Source organism: Paenibacillus qinlingensis (assembly GCF_013204845.1).
Classification (GTDB): Bacteria; Bacillota; Bacilli; order Paenibacillales; family NBRC-103111; genus Paenibacillus_E; species Paenibacillus_E qinlingensis.
This window is the reverse complement of record NZ_JABMKY010000004.1, coordinates 429,006-444,152: the sequence shown is the minus strand read 5'-3', so window position 1 is coordinate 444,152 and position 15,147 is coordinate 429,006. Positions and strand designations below refer to the sequence as shown.

15 protein-coding genes are annotated in these 15,147 nt (G+C 46.7%); 7 read left to right on the top strand and 8 right to left on the bottom strand.

The genetic code is table 11. The annotated features are described in order from the left end of the window. Positions 1–16 precede the first annotated feature (16 nt). The 3 genes from yhbH (at position 17) to HQN88_RS11480 (ending at position 2,899) form a co-directional block, all read left to right on the top strand. Positions 17–1,174: a sporulation protein YhbH gene (gene yhbH, locus HQN88_RS11490; protein WP_173111214.1), complete on the top strand. Its 1,158-nt coding sequence runs from the start codon at positions 17–19 to the stop codon at positions 1,172–1,174. Beyond that, positions 1,171–2,604, top strand: a complete 1,434-nt coding sequence (locus tag HQN88_RS11485; RefSeq protein ID WP_173111211.1) for a SpoVR family protein — start codon at positions 1,171–1,173, stop codon at positions 2,602–2,604. The genes yhbH and HQN88_RS11485 overlap by 4 nt, the downstream gene beginning before the upstream one ends. A 118-nt stretch (positions 2,605–2,722) precedes the next feature. Next, on the top strand, positions 2,723–2,899 hold the full coding sequence (locus HQN88_RS11480; RefSeq protein ID WP_173111208.1) for a YjfB family protein: 177 nt from the start codon (positions 2,723–2,725) through the stop codon (positions 2,897–2,899). A gap of 284 nt (positions 2,900–3,183) precedes the next feature. Here HQN88_RS11480 and HQN88_RS11475 read toward each other — a convergent pair whose 3' ends face one another. Next, on the bottom strand, positions 3,184–3,750 hold the full coding sequence (locus tag HQN88_RS11475) for a Uma2 family endonuclease (protein ID WP_420794147.1): 567 nt from the start codon (positions 3,748–3,750) through the stop codon (positions 3,184–3,186). A 196-nt stretch (positions 3,751–3,946) separates the two neighbouring features. Here HQN88_RS11475 and HQN88_RS11470 point away from each other — a divergent pair, with 196 nt between their 5' ends. Continuing rightward, positions 3,947–4,585 (top strand): spore coat protein, encoded by a 639-nt coding sequence (locus HQN88_RS11470; RefSeq protein ID WP_173111205.1) that lies wholly within the window; start codon positions 3,947–3,949, stop codon positions 4,583–4,585. A 92-nt stretch (positions 4,586–4,677) separates the two neighbouring features. Continuing rightward, complete coding sequence (locus HQN88_RS11465) at positions 4,678–6,012, top strand: amino acid permease (protein ID WP_173111202.1); 1,335 nt, start codon at positions 4,678–4,680, stop codon at positions 6,010–6,012. Positions 6,013–6,019: 7 nt separating this feature from the next. On the opposite strand, the gene HQN88_RS11460 is transcribed toward HQN88_RS11465, so the two are convergent. The 5 genes from HQN88_RS11460 to HQN88_RS11440 all read right to left on the bottom strand — a co-directional run bounded on the left by HQN88_RS11460 (position 6,020) and on the right by HQN88_RS11440 (position 10,684). Then, positions 6,020–6,793, bottom strand: coding sequence for a YqcI/YcgG family protein (locus tag HQN88_RS11460; RefSeq protein ID WP_173111199.1), 774 nt, complete (start codon positions 6,791–6,793; stop codon positions 6,020–6,022). A gap of 102 nt (positions 6,794–6,895) precedes the next feature. Further along, positions 6,896–7,525: a LysE family translocator gene (locus HQN88_RS11455; RefSeq protein ID WP_173111196.1), complete on the bottom strand. Its 630-nt coding sequence runs from the start codon at positions 7,523–7,525 to the stop codon at positions 6,896–6,898. 70 nt (positions 7,526–7,595) lie between these two features. After that, the gene (locus tag HQN88_RS11450) at positions 7,596–8,186 is read right to left on the bottom strand and encodes a DUF1989 domain-containing protein (RefSeq protein WP_173111193.1); all 591 of its coding nucleotides are present in this window, start codon (positions 8,184–8,186) and stop codon (positions 7,596–7,598) included. Positions 8,187–8,636: 450 nt separating this feature from the next. Beyond that, positions 8,637–9,740, bottom strand: a complete 1,104-nt coding sequence (locus HQN88_RS11445) for an ABC transporter permease (RefSeq protein ID WP_173111190.1) — start codon at positions 9,738–9,740, stop codon at positions 8,637–8,639. Further along, positions 9,737–10,684: an ABC transporter ATP-binding protein gene (locus HQN88_RS11440; RefSeq protein ID WP_173111187.1), complete on the bottom strand. Its 948-nt coding sequence runs from the start codon at positions 10,682–10,684 to the stop codon at positions 9,737–9,739. Before HQN88_RS11440 ends, HQN88_RS11445 begins: the two co-directional genes overlap by 4 nt. Before the next feature lie 242 nt (positions 10,685–10,926). Here HQN88_RS11440 and HQN88_RS11435 point away from each other — a divergent pair, with 242 nt between their 5' ends. Together HQN88_RS11435 and HQN88_RS11430 are read left to right on the top strand one after the other, a co-directional pair. After that, positions 10,927–11,139: a hypothetical protein gene (locus HQN88_RS11435; RefSeq protein WP_173111184.1), complete on the top strand. Its 213-nt coding sequence runs from the start codon at positions 10,927–10,929 to the stop codon at positions 11,137–11,139. Between the two features lie 169 nt (positions 11,140–11,308). After that, positions 11,309–12,103 (top strand): hypothetical protein, encoded by a 795-nt coding sequence (locus HQN88_RS11430; RefSeq protein WP_246320167.1) that lies wholly within the window; start codon positions 11,309–11,311, stop codon positions 12,101–12,103. A gap of 613 nt (positions 12,104–12,716) precedes the next feature. Here HQN88_RS11430 and HQN88_RS11425 read toward each other — a convergent pair. Continuing rightward, positions 12,717–13,556: an aldo/keto reductase gene (locus tag HQN88_RS11425; RefSeq protein WP_173111177.1), complete on the bottom strand. Its 840-nt coding sequence runs from the start codon at positions 13,554–13,556 to the stop codon at positions 12,717–12,719. Positions 13,557–13,680: 124 nt separating this feature from the next. Continuing rightward, a complete protein-coding gene (locus HQN88_RS11420; protein ID WP_420794148.1) occupies positions 13,681–15,141 on the bottom strand; it encodes a nicotinate phosphoribosyltransferase in 1,461 nt (486 codons plus the stop codon). Between the last annotated feature and the right edge of the window lie 6 nt (positions 15,142–15,147).

Genomic DNA, 15,147 nt, shown 5'->3' with positions numbered 1-15,147 from the left:
CCAAGGAGGTGTCCCCATGACAGAGCCCTTATTTATTGTTTCCAAAGAGGATTGGTCACTCCACCGCAAAGGATACCAAGATCAAACCAGACATCAAGAGAAGGTCAAAGATGCCATTAAACAGAACCTTCCTGATCTCGTTACAGACGAAAGCATTGTCATGTCCAATGGAAAACAAGTCGTGAAGGTACCGATAAAAAGCTTAGACGAATACCGCTTCCGCTACAACTTCAACAAAGGCAAACATGTCGGTCAAGGCGACGGCGATTCGCAGGTTGGCGATGTGCTGGGAACAGACCCGCAGCCTGCGCAAGGTCCAGGTAAAGGCGAAGGCGCGGGCGATCAAGCCGGCGATGATTATTACGAAGCCGAAGTAAGTATGGAAGAGCTGCAAGCGATGCTGTTCTCTGAGCTTGAGTTGCCCAATTTGCAGCAAAAAGAGAAGCGGAATATGACGTCCACTGAAGTTATTTTCAACGATATACGCAAAAAAGGGATCATGTCCAACATCGATAAGAAGCGGACGATTCTCGAAAATATGCGTCGTAATTCGCGAGGCAGCTCGCCGGGTATCCATCATATTTCACCAGATGATTTGCGTTTCAAAACATGGGAAGAGATCGAAAAACCGCACTCCAATGCGCTTATTATTGCCATGATGGATACCTCTGGTTCCATGGGCTCCTTCGAGAAGTACATAGCGCGCAGCTTCTTTTTCTGGATGACCCGCTTCTTGCGCACGAAATACGAGAACGTTGAGATTGTGTTCATCGCGCATCATACCGAGGCCAAAGAGGTGACAGAGGAAGAGTTTTTCACGAAAGGCGAGAGCGGCGGGACGATCTGCTCCTCAGCTTATCAAACTGCCATTGATATTATTGATAAAAGGTATCCCCCTTCTCAGTTTAATATTTATCCCTTCCATTTCTCGGACGGCGATAATTTAACATCAGATAACGAGCGCTGTGTGAAGCTGATTACGCAATTAATGGAGCGTTCGAACATGTTTGGCTATGGGGAAGTGAATCAATATAATCGCAGCTCGACGCTGATGTCCGCTTTCCGCCATATCAATAATCCCAAATTCTTGCATTATGTCATCCGTGAAAAAGGTGAAGTGTATAAAGCGTTGAAAACCTTTTTTACCAAACAGGAAGGAGTGCCTGCACAGTGAGTAAATCCGAAATCCAGAAGCTGGAATATGCCATTGATGAAATCACCGAGATCGCGAAAGGCTTTGGGCTCGACTTCTTTCCCATGCGGTATGAAATCTGTCCGGCAGAAATTATCTACACCTTCGGTGCTTACGGAATGCCGACACGCTATAGTCACTGGAGCTTTGGTAAAAATTTTCATCGTATGAAAACGCAGTACGATTTTGGACTTAGTAAAATTTACGAATTGGTCATCAATTCGGACCCGTGCTATGCCTTCCTTTTAGACGGAAACTCGCTGATCCAAAATAAACTCATCGTCGCGCACGTGCTCGCCCACTGCGACTTTTTCAAAAATAACGCACGCTTCTCCAAAACAAATCGCAACATGGTCGAAAGCATGTCCGCTACGGCTGAACGCATCCGCCAATATGAAATTGAGCATGGCATCGACGAGGTCGAACAATTCATAGATGCCGTTCTCGCCATCCAAGAGCACATTGACCCTGTACTAACACTAACATATGGCCAGACTCGCAAACGCCAAGAAAATAACAAAGCAGCTACACCAAGCGTTCGAGGCGAAGCCACCTACGGATATGAGGATTTATGGGACTTAGATAGCCGCAATAAACCTTTGGTTTCATTGGATAAAGAAGATACGAAGCGTTTTCCGCCAAAACCGGAGAAGGATCTCCTTCTTTTTATAGAGGAAAATGCCCCTTACATGGAAGAATGGCAACGGGATATCCTGACCATGCTGCGCGATGAGATGCTCTACTTCTGGCCGCAGCTCGAAACCAAAATCATGAACGAAGGCTGGGCTTCGTACTGGCATCAACATATCCTGCGTGAGATGGATTTGACCGAGGAAGAAACGATCGAGTACTCCAAGCTGAACTCCTCTGTCGTCGTTCCCTCCCGTCATTCCTTAAATCCATATTATCTGGGTGTCAAAATATTTGAGGACATCGAGAAACACTGGGATGCCCCGACGGATGAAGAAATCCGCAGATTCGGACGCGTTCCTGGTCAAGGCAGGAAGAAAATCTTCGAAGTTCGCGAATATGAATCTGATACCTCGTTTATCCGCAACTATTTGAATAAACCACTGGTTGAAGAGTTAGATCTGTACGTGTTTGAGAAGAAAGGCCCTGAGTGGAAAATCACAGACAAGACATGGGAAAATACCCGCGATCAACTCATTTACTCCAGAGTGAATGGTGGCTTCCCTTACATCGTTGTTGAGGATGGCGACTATCAGCGCAACGGGGAGCTGTATTTGAAGCACGCTTTTGAAGGCGTGGAGCTGGATTTGAAATATGTTGAACGGACGCTGCCGTATATTTACAAGCTGTGGGGTAAGACCATTCATATGCATACGATGGTGGAGGATAAGCCGGTGTTGTTTAGTTTTGATGGGAAGAAGCATCATCGGAGGTTTTTGTAAGAGAAAGCCCAACCCTTCAAGGGTTGGGCTTTTCGTTGTGTACTTATTTCGCTAAAAATTGCAGGCTAATATTCCGATATAGAAATGGTTAGATACTCAGCAATAAAGGAGGAACACCATGGATATTGCAGCTATGTCAATGATATCAGCCCAAAACAACTTTTCCCAAGCGGTTGGAATAAGCGTTTTGAAAATGGCGAAAGAGCAAATGACCGAACAAGGCCAGCAAGTAGTCCAATTGATTGAACGCAGTGTGCAGCCGAACTTAGGCGGAAATCTTGATATAAGTGTTTAAATCCACTTCTCTTAGACGGGGCAGCCACATATTGCGGAACGTCAGTGCGCTATTCTAATGAAATCAGTCATTTTCGCGAGGTAACGGAACGTAGGTACGCTATTTAGGCAGATTCGGCTTAAAAATGCCCCTGCTGTGAGAAATAGGGAACTGTCGTTCCGCAACTCCCCAAAAATCACGATTTAAAAGCAAATAAGGGATCTACGTTCCTCCTCGGCAACGTAGATCCCTTATTCCCCTCCGCCATCCGGAGCTCTTAGTCTGAGCTGCAAGAGCTTCTCCTCTTATTCTAGGCTAAATAACTTATTTAACGGCACCTGTAAATCTTTGAAAATGAAAGACTGGATCGTATCTTGTTCCGTATACAGTTGACGAACTTGGTAGTTGCCATCCTGCAGCGAATACACGTGAACCGTTCGGTTTCCTGGATCGACAATCCAATACTCCTGTACCCCATATTTCTGATATAAATTAAACTTCTCATTAAAGTCTTTCAATGCAGTTGAAGGGGAAAGCACTTCAATGATTATTGTTGGAGCACCTTGACAGCCACTTTTTGAAATCTGATCCTTCGAGCAAACCACGGAAAGATCGGGTTGGGTAACATGATCAGGCGACTCATATTCTTCACTTTCGCTAAAAAACACATCAAATGGAGCCACAAAAACAAAGCAATTCCGATTCTGTAAAAAAGTCCTTAGAGCAAAATAAAGCTCTCCTACAATATATTGATGCAATGATGTCGGAGCTGGTGACATATTATAGGCTTTACCATTAATTAACTCCCATGTCCCGTCCCATGTCAGCCAATCTTGATAGGTGTGGATTTTCTTCTCATCTGGATTTGACACGATGTTGGGCCTCCTTCTGATTTTACTTTGATATTTACTAATTGTAGCACGATCAAGTAAGTCGTTGCCAACTTTTACACACGCGGCTCCCTTATAAGTGAGCAATTTCAATAGATGTTATAGCCATGTATAAACCAACGAACTAAAACCAACATTAACGAAGTTACTTTACCTCAACGCCAAAGGAGACTTCGTTATGCAACAGCAAATACAACCCAATTATCCAACGCAAACTACGCCGCGTACAAACCACGGCGGTCATGAGCTTTTCGATTTACATGAGGTGTTAGCCTGTACCATTAATGTGCTGGATCAATTCATGATGTTTAGACAGTTTGTACAAGACAGCGAGCTGCTGGACATTTTGGATCGTCAATACCAATTCACACTTGCCCAGTACAATTTAACCGCTGAGTGTTTCACAACCGGTCAAAAGCCGAGCCAAGAAACGTCCACGTATATGATTAGGCAATTATCGGAGCCGATCTACGGCATTAAGCCAACTGCCCCGAAAAAGCCTAACCAATCACTCGCTGATGTGAAGGATGCGGGAATAAGCGGGCATATGCTCGGTCTAATCAAAACGCATGCGTCGTTGCTAACCATGACAGCCGTAGAAGTGACGAATCCCGTTGTTCGGCGTGTATTAGCCTCTCAGGTACAAAATTTCATAGAAATGGCTTATGAAATCTTCCTTTATCAAAATAGACTTGCCTACTATCAGGTGCCACAACTAGAAGCTTCTGATATGCAAAGCATGCTAACAGCATTCGTCCCCGCAAGCGGGGCTCCACAAATGCCGCCGAATAACAGAGGGGCAGCGTCTGTGCATTAGCTAGCAGCTTGTGAAGCCCAGCATCGGCCCAAAGGCCGCTGTATGGGCTTTCTCATATTTTTAGCCAGAGATTTGGAGGTGGTGAATCATTTATGGTGACTTTGCGGCATACGTACAGCGATAACAACGCGGACAAGTTATCCTGGTGGCAGTTAACATTATTCGGAATTGGCTGCACGATTGGAACAGGTTTCTTCCTAGGTTCTGGCATCGCCATCCATAAGAGTGGGTATCTGGTTGTCGTCATATTTTTATTGGCAGCACTAGCCACCTTATTTGTATATGATGCCTTAGCACAGATGACAGAGGCCAACCCTGAAAAGGGGTCATTTCGAAATTATGTGAGGGAAGCATATGGCCGCTGGGCAGGATTTGGTGTGGGATGGTTATATTGGTCCTCAGAAATGCTCATTCTCGGAAGTTCCTTAACGGCAATAGGAATTTTCACACAATTCTGGTTTCCTAACCTACCACTCTGGTTGTTGACCGCTATCTATTCGCTCCTTGCCCTCCTCGTTGTTATCCTAGGCTCGAAAGGAATTAACAAAACTGAAAATATATGCGCTATCGTCAAAATGGGAGCCGTATTCCTATTCATCGCCATTGCAGGCGTCGTTTTCTTTAAAGGAAGCCATGGCATAAACACTATTCAAGGCAGCACGACCCATTGGTTTAGTTCAGGTTGGACCGGCGCATGGAAGGGACTCCTGTATGCGTTTTATGCGTTTAGTGGTATAGAGGTCATGGGTTTTATGGCTATCCATTTGCAAAATCCCAAAGAAGCCTCTAAAGCTGGAAGACTTATGCTCCTTACGATCACGGTACTCTATGTGTTATCTCTAAGTTTAGCGCTTCTTTTTATTACCAAAGACCAGTTAACACCTGATAAAAGCCCCCTGCTTCTCTCTCTGAGCATCATGGGATTGCCTATTCTCGTGCACTTAATGAATGGCGTTCTAATTATTGCAGGATTTTCTATCCTCGTTGCCTCGCTATATGGCGTATCTACGATGCTCGTTGCTTTAGCGGAAGGCGGTGATGCCCCGCCGTGGCTGGCCAATAGGAAAGGCAAAAAGCAGCTACCACTATATGCTCTAGGTGTGAATATGATCGGCCTATGTGTTTCTATCGTCCTAGCACTGGTGATGCCTAGCCAAATCTTTGAACATATAACCACAGCTGGAGGCTTGGTGCTCTTATATACGTGGTCGCTAATCGTCGCATCGTATCTGAAACAACTTCGACCAAGCCTTAGCGGACAACTGAAATCTTGGACAGCTATCCTTCTTATCATCGCAGCAGTAACGGGTTCACTCTTGGAGAAAACAGGAAGACCTGGGTTCTGGACTAGCCTGCTCATCGTCATGGTGATTATCCTAATTACTTGGTGGATGAAGCATAAATCGGAACGAACAAAGCCTGCGTAACGATATCCTATTTATGAAATAGCACGCCCACGGCTTTTAGTTTATTTTTCATATACGTGTAAGGACATTTAGAAGGGACGCTTTCGTCATCACGCAAGAAGTATTGCTTCCATTCTTGGTTATCTTCTTGCCCGTACCACTTCAGAGAAGGATGTGCGGGGATGCTGTCGTACGCCTCTAATTTTTGCCGAATACGTTTTTTCATATTGCGTCCAAAAGGGGTAGAATCGTTGATTTCTTCAAACACCCATCGCGGTTGGAAGGCAACGAGGAAATGCGGGAACATTCGGCTCTTTCTAACCAGGTGGGCAGGTGTTCCGCAAAAAGAGAAATACGGCTCCCCATCACAGCAAAATTCCCAAGAATGGTGCGAAGGATCCTTCGAAATATGTTCAGGCCAGGGCGCCTCATCTTTGGCGCTGACCCCACTTAGAACAGACCAAAAGAGCTCCTCATAGTCTTCTACAGAGAAGCTATTCAGCATGTCTACAGGTGTATGGAAAAATATAACGAGTGAGGCAAATTTCCCTGTTTCCCGTGAGCATCGACCATATGCTTGCAAGAGCTCCACTGCGTCAAGGGCCGCTTGCTCTGTTCTAGGATCTGCCGCAAAGCCAAAGCGCAGGTTGTTCGTGAGGAATCCTTGGCGGCCGGGTATACAAGGGTACGTATTATCTGGATCTGCGATCATATTTCCAAATTGACGAAAGGCATCCTGCTGCCATGCGGCAAGGGTGGTGATATGTGTATCAAGCCAATCTTTGGCATATAAATCAGCCATGTCGTAATAACCTCCTTCGTAAGTACGAAGCATACTATGCGAAGGTGATTAGATGGGTGAGTATCCCGGTAGGAGCTACAATTCGACTTACAAAACCGCTGACTAACCCAGTAGCTGTTTATAGGCTTGATAGCCAAAGTACATCCCGAAGCCAATGAGAGAAAGGCCAGCTATGATAGAAATGATTTGCAAGGTAGTGCGATTCCCGAATTTGTGAAAGGAACTGGCAAGCGTAGCCATAGCAACATCCCATAGAAGGATGCCTGCAAAGATACCGGAGGTATGCCAAAGCACCTGGGTAAGTCCATAATTCTGTACACTTTCGGCTAAAATGGAGCCATAAATGCCGAGCCAAAATAAGATATTTAGCGGATTGGTAAGTGCCATAATAAATCCAGAACGGAAGGAGCTTACACCACTGGATTGGGCATCACGAGGGTTAGCTTCTTGCGTTACCTTCACGTTTCTTAATGTATCAATACCCGTGTAGATAAGCACAAAACAGCCGAACAACCATAGAAATGTTTTCATAAACGGGGTAGTCAAGAAATGGGCTAAACCAAAATAAATCAGCAGCATATACAACAAATCGGCACACATCGCGCCCAATCCGATCAACCACGCCTGCGTAAAGCCAAATCTGGCTCCCTTGTCGAGTTGAGCAGCGTTAATTGGACCGATTGGCGCCGATAACGAAATGCCAAGAAACACATAAGTGATAAAAGCGTCCATAGACTTCGCCCCCTGAATAGCAAATAACTTGTACAAGTTATTGTATGAGAGGCGCTAGTCCATTAGAAGATCAAATGATGTCAACGCGAATAGGTGTACATTTGTATCCATTGCAGAGACTTTCTGAGCAGGGACAAGCAGATATAGCCACAACCATATCCATTTCTGCACGAAGCTCGATATAATCTCCGGCTTTAGATAGAGGCTTCTCAACACGAATTTGTCCAGATGGCTGAATGATGGTGTTCATAAATATATTAAAGGGATAATGCTGATCTGGGGCAGGAATCTCAAATGGTGCCAGAGCCTCATTTAAATTCATATAACAGCTGGTGTGGTCTCGCTTATTATAAAGCAGCTCATACATTTCAGGCCGACAGGCCGAGTTGATCCAATCGTGCTGTCCTACCGTATCCCTAACAATCGTGAGCATTGGGGTATATTTATTGGAGTAGATGGTATCGCCGGGTTTCACTTTCATCGCATGTAAAGCGTCCATCGTAACGCTGGGGTCAAGCCGCTCGCTACTATCATCCTTACGATAGGCCACAAAGTCGGCAACTTGTTCTCCCTCTACATCGGTAACTCGAATCACTTGGCCCTTATTGAGCTGGAGACCGAGACCCTCTGTAGCCGGGATTTGCCAATGTTGTTTACTCATTCAAGTCCTCCTAATTGTAGGTAATTTACCATTACACCATTACAGTATGGCTTATCGTTTGTGGATTTATTAACTGTGAGCAGAGTACCCGCGGTACGCCATAACGCCCTTCTAAAAAGAAAAAAGCCAATCTCGGAGAGATTTGGCTTTCCGTTAGCTCTCAGATCCCTTAACAATGGTAACAGCGGCCATTCGAGGGAACATAAGTTCGCTATTTGCATGAAATCAGGTATTATAGCGATGAAACGGAACGTAGGTGCGCTATTAAGGCAAACTCGGTGTAAAAACGTCGCTGCTTCGAGAAATAGCGCACTATCGTTCCCCTTCAGCTGCCAAAGCAGCTGTTCGAGTAGAAATAAGGGATCTACATTCCCTTTCGGCAACATAGATCCCTTATTAAGACTACTCAATGGCAGTCAATCGCCAGGTTTCAAAGACAAGCCCAACCGCCTACTCCCACTTAAACGTAAACGTAGCCACAATGAACGACACGACCAGCCAAATGGCCAGCATCAGCCCTTCCTGCCACAGATCCCCGATGCCCGCGCCTACATTCATAATCTGCCGAAGGGCAGTGCTGAGCTGGGTAATCGGGATCGATTTCACGATCGGTTGCAAGAACTCCGGCATGCTGGACACCGAGAAGAACACGCCGCCCAAGAACATGAGCGGAAACGAGATCAGTCCGGAAATCGGCCCGGCGCTCTCTGGGGTTTTGGCCACGCCGGCGATGATGAAACCGATGGACATGAACGTCAATATGCCCATGACGATAAACACCAGGAGCAGTAACCACGAGCCGTTCACCTGTGTGCCAAATATCAAAGCACCAACAAGCAGTACAATCAAGGCTTGCGCTGTGTTCATCACAAGTCGTGCTGTAATCTGCGCGGCAATGAACGTCGATGCCTTCAGCGGCGTACTCTGCATGCGTCGCAGCACACCTCGCTCACGCCACGAAGCAATTTGTCCCGAAACGCCATTTAAGTTGTTGGTCATGATCATCATGGCCAGAATACCCGGTACAAGGAAATCGATGTAGCGAAGCTGCAGGGCTTGCACGCCAACCGGTTCAATTTTAACAATCGGAATATAGTTGGACATTTGCTTGGAAACGCCATCCGCCACCTGCCCTATCGTCTGCAAACCGATCTGCGCACTCTGCTGGTTCGTTTGGTCATAGTAAACTTGAAGGAAGCTGGCTTTAGAACTGTCTGCTCCTTTCAACCCTACCGCTTGCCCGTAATTTTTCTGAATAACGACAACTAACTTCTGATCGCCATGTTTCAGCTGCTCTAGCGACTTATCCACATCATCTGATGACTTAAGTTTCAAAATACTATTCGTTTGCAGCGCCTCCACCATGACTCTGGATTCTGCACTTTGATCCTGATCAATGATAACGCCATCGACGATGATATCATTTCCTTTTCCTAGAAAGGAACCGAGCATAATCATGAAGAAAAGCGGCATGAACAAGGTGAATACGAGCACTTGTCGATTACGAACAAAAAACCGAAGCTGGCTTAACGTCAATTGAATATAAGCATTCATTCTGCTTTCAAGCTCCTTCCGGTCATGGAGATAAACACATCTTCCAGCGTAGCCGTTCGTGTCTGCAAATCAGCCAATTGCCATCTGCCGCCAGCGCTTTTCTGGGCGAGATCAATAAGCGACTCCTGCAACTTATCCGTATATAGGACGAACACATCCTTACGCACGTCAATGCCCTTGACTTCACGAATATCGCGAAGCTCCTCTACAACCGATGCCTTGTCCGCTTCCGCCAAGTCTTGTAGTCTAAACTCAATCGCGCTATCCGACTGTAAGCTGCTCACAAGATTACGCGGCGTATCCAAAGCGACGACTTTCCCTTGATCCATCAAACAAATACGATCACAAAGCACGTGCGCTTCCTCCATATAATGCGTGGACAGCACAATCGTTTTGCCTCGCTCTTTCAGCTTCAAAATAATCTCCCACAGCGTTCGTCTTGCTGTCGGGTCTAACCCTGTCGTAGGCTCATCCAAGAAGATGACCTTGGGATCATTCAAAAGCGCAAGACCAATGGCAAGCCGCTGCTTTTGCCCACCGGATAGATGCTTGACACGACCGTTTCTTTTATCAACCAACGTCATATCTTCTAATAGCGGGCCAATCGGAACTGAACTCGGATAGAAGCTGGCATACATCCTCATAATTTCCTCTACGGTCAACAACTCGAATAACGAAGTCGACTGCAATTGAACACCGATGACTTCCTTAACCTTACCCAAATCCTTCTGTGTATCAAATCCAGCCACAATAGCGCGTCCACCGTCAGGCTTCCGCAGCCCTTCGATCATTTCCATCGTTGTCGTTTTCCCAGCACCATTCGGACCAAGCAAGCCAAATACCTCGCCTTGATAGACCTGGAAATTAACGCCTCTTACAGCTTGGAAGGACCCATAATTTTTAATTAAGCCATCCGCTTCGATAACAATATGTGAAGACTCCATAAAGCTAGCCCCCTCCGCTTCCAAATTTTACGTAACTCACCCTATCATACAAAATAAAAGGTTACGCCGTCTATCAAAGGGCTGGAGCGTTTACGGAGCAATAGAGCCAACTTATTAGATGAAACATATATCTACTGACAGAACTAGTGGAATTCCGACAACGCCAATCGACGAACTTATTGAGAAAGGTATGATAATCTTAATATCTACTTAGAAACAAAATCAGAAGGAGATGTGTTGAAGTGAGAATGAATATTTTATTTAATAAGAAGCCGATATCCGTTAATTTCGTCGGCACGGACCATAAGTTAATTCCCTCTTTGATCAACGCACTTCGCCATAACAAATTCACCACCATGAATTTAGTTAATTCGTTAGAGCGAGTAGATCTATTCAGCTCAGAAGCGATTTTATATGCCAAAGATGGGAATAAGGCACGCATACCGATTTTTTAATTTTTATCGTTACATAGTTGTGTTTCGTGACCAACGCTTACGAATGGTAGATTCCTTCGTAAGCGTTTTTTTTCGTAGATTTATTCGTAGATAAATGGGCATATCTCTCCTGCTCTTTTCATAGACTAATAGAAAGGAAGAGACTACTACAGCTGGGATGGAGAAATCTATGGACCTTATTCGCCTTTTCAAAGCGCGTGCTGCTCAGCTACTAATCTATCTACTTATCGCAATCATCAGTTTCGTATGGACCTTAATTTGGGGGCTTCACACCACAACTTCACAACCGCTCCCAAAAGCAAGTGCCGCGTATAGCATTAAACCCGCAACGAACGGCGTTCTTCTTCACGTTATTGAAACTTCGCCTCAAAATATTGGACTCAAAGCCATCACGGCAAATGTGACTGATCGGCAGGACAATGGGATTAATGGCGGATTCTTCTGGCAGGGGTATTTGCTAAGTATCGCCGTAACCAATGATCAGCCTGTGAAGGGGCAACCTGGTGATTACGGCTCGGGCTGGTACAACACGGATCGGAAACGAGGAACACTTGTGTGGGATGAGAAGGCGCAAACCTTTACCGTCCAAGTTGTCGAAAATGCTAGCGAGCTACAGGTGCTGGATCGCACCCGATATTGGGCGCAGGGAGGCGTAAGCATGGGGCTTACGAATCCAACGGGCTGGGCCGAGCAAGCCATTTCGGAAGAAATGCCTGTCATTAACGAGAAGCGCATGCGCTCTGGTATTGTGTATGATCGAATGAACAACGTGTATCTGGTAGTTGCGCCTACCCCTTGCACGGGTGAAGAGTTCCGTACAGCGGTACAAGAGCAGGTAGGGGAGAAACAACTAGTCGATGGGCTTTTCCTTGACGGCGATGGTTCCTCTCAGCTGAAGGTCGCGAATTTCTTACTGCCCGGTGACCACCGCGAGGTGTATCAGATGATAGCTTTGTTGAAATGAGCGGAGGGAGGTCGGCGCGATTGGTGGGAAATTGGATAAAAGGTACTGGCTAGGGTACAGCGAAGAGCTGAAACCTGAAACCTGATACCGGAAACCTGATACCTGATACCTGATACCTGACACCTTACACCTGATACCTGACATCTGATACCTTATACCTTACACCCGACACCCGACACCCGACACCGGACACCGGACACCGGACAACTGACATCAACTGGCGAAAACGAGCACTCTAGACGAGTCAGACCTTCAATAACTGTAAAATATCCATCTATTTCTATTGATTTATACCAAATTGTATAATTAGATGGAAAATATCCATCTAATTCGCAGCTATTTGCCCTTTTCAACGGTTCAACTCGTAATCAACTGTATTTTTTACAGTTATTAGAAAATCTGAGGTCATTTAAGCAATAATAACTGTAGAATTTCCCGTTATTTGGTTTTTTCTTGAACCAAGGGTCCAAGAAACCGAATAGACTGAAATCCAGCTACTGTAAGAGAGACTCTATGAGCACATCTAGCCAATTCCGACATCGATACTCATCATTAAACAAAAAAGAGGAAACCCCGCACAAACGGGCGTTTCCTCTTGCCAATTAATAACATACTAGAACGTTACATGATCCGGATCTGGACCGATACGCTTGTTAATATTCAGAGCATCCACCAGAGCCATATCCTCAGCACTCAGCTCAAAATCGAAAATGTCCGCATTCTCACGAATACGATGCTCCGTCACAGACTTCGGAATCGTCACGACACCATGCTGGATATCCCAACGCAGTACAATTTGTGCTGCTGATTTACCGTATTTAGCTGCAAGCTGTGCCAATTCAGGCTGGTTCAGCTTGCCCTGCATAAGCGGACTCCACGCTTCCAATTGAATACCATGTTCACGAGTAAACGTGAGCAGTTCCTTTTGTGACAACTCTGGATGATATTCGACTTGATTAACCGCAGGCACAACACCAGTATCCTCAATGACATGCTCCAAATGAGAGATTTGGAAATTGCTCACGCCAATCGCACGAACATGCCCTTCTTTGTACAGGTGGACCAGCGCTTTCCACGTTTCGCGATACGTGGCAGAGACGGCCCAGTGCACCAAGTACAGATCAATCGTCTCCAAACCAAGTCGTTTGCGGCTTGCATCAAACGCTTGCAGCGTAGACTCGTAACCTTGATCCGCGTTCCACACTTTCGTGGTTACGAAAATTTCGTCACGCGGGACGCCGCTTTGGCGCAGCCCTTGACCAACACCTTCTTCATTGCGATAGACCGCAGCCGTATCAATACTTCTATAACCTAACTCCAAAGCGGTTTGAACTGCTCCGATAACCTCTTGACCTTCCTTGCTTTTATAAACGCCGAGACCCAGCCAAGGCATATGTACGCCATTGTTGAGCGTAACCCCAGTTGTCAATGCTTGATTCGCTTTCGTAGACATCGTTAATAACCTCCATCGGAATAAGATTAGAATATGAGAGCGCATCTTTACCGTGTAGCTCCTATTAATCATACCACTGAAGTCGGATATTCCAAAATCCTGCGATTGCTGACATCAAGACCGGCTAGTCTTGATGTGCATGAATCAAATCCATTTTCAGCTGCCACAAGGCAGCGCTCAAATTAACACGATACACCTCAGGATTCAGCATCCGCAAGTATTGCGGCCAGACGGTCTGCATTTGCTCGGCATGGTAGTCGCGAATGTTTTCCAAGGTAGGCAATTCATAGACTAACTCACCCGCTTCAAAAATCGGTTTCAACAGCGGAACCGCCTCATAATTCTCGATATATTTGAACAAATACGGATGGATGGGGTCGAATAGCTTAATTCGCTGTCCTTCCCGAATATCCATCTCGTCCTGCAAAGCCAAATAGTCCGCTTCTGCTTTGCCCGTCGCTTTATTCATAATCCGATAGGCTTCCTTGAAGCCCGGATTCGTCACCTTCTCCGGGTTGCCCGAAATCTTAATGACTGGCACGAGCGTGCCGTCCTTCTCACGGGCAACAAGCTTATACACCCCGCCCAGCGCCGGCTGGTCGGCCGCCGTAATCAGCTGGGTCCCGATGCCCCAGCTGTCGATCTTAGCCCCTTGGGCTTTCAGCCCGGCGATGATGTGCTCATCCAAGTCATTGGATGCCACAATCTTCACCTCCGGAAAGCCCGCCTCATCCAGCATGCGCCGCGCCTGCTGGGACAGATACGCCAAATCGCCGCTGTCGAGGCGAATGGCGTTCAAGCGCTTGCCGCGGCTCGCGAGCTGCCGCGCCGTTGCAATCGCATTCGGCACGCCGCTGCGCAGCGTGTCGTAGGTGTCCACGAGCAGCGTGACCTGCTCGGGCAGGGCCTCGGCGTACGCACGGAAAGCGTCCGCTTCCGTGTCGTGGGCCTGCACCCACGCGTGCGCGTGCGTGCCTTTGGTCGGGATGCCGAACAGCATCCCGGCTCTCAGGTTCGATGTCGCGTGGAACCCCGCGATATAAGCGGCTCTTGCGCCCCAGATGGCGGCGTCAGCCTCCTGGGCACGGCGTGTGCCGAACTCCATCAGCACATCGTGCGGAGCAACGCCTTTCATGCGTGAGGCTTTCGTCGCGATGAGCGTCTGGAAGTTCACGAAGTTGAGGATCGTCGTCTCGACCAATTGCGCTTCGAATATGCTTCCGATCACCCGAACAAGCGGCACATTTGGGAAGACAAGCGTTCCCTCGGGGACGGCTTGGATATCGCCTTTGAATGTAAAGGCACGAAGCGCATCAAGGAACTCTTCTTTATAGTTCTCCTCTTGCTCACGCAAATAAGCAATCTCTTCCTCGCCGAAATGCAGATTTTGCACATAATGAATCACCCGCTCCAACCCTGCGAAGACCGCATACCCCCCATCAAAAGGCAGCTTGCGGAAGTACACCTCAAAGACAGCTCTCTCCGTATGTGTCCCCTGTAACCAATGGGCGTACATCATGTTTATTTGATATTTATCCGTATGCAGCGTTAAGTTTGTCATCGCATCCATGGTTTGCCAATTCATCGCTTT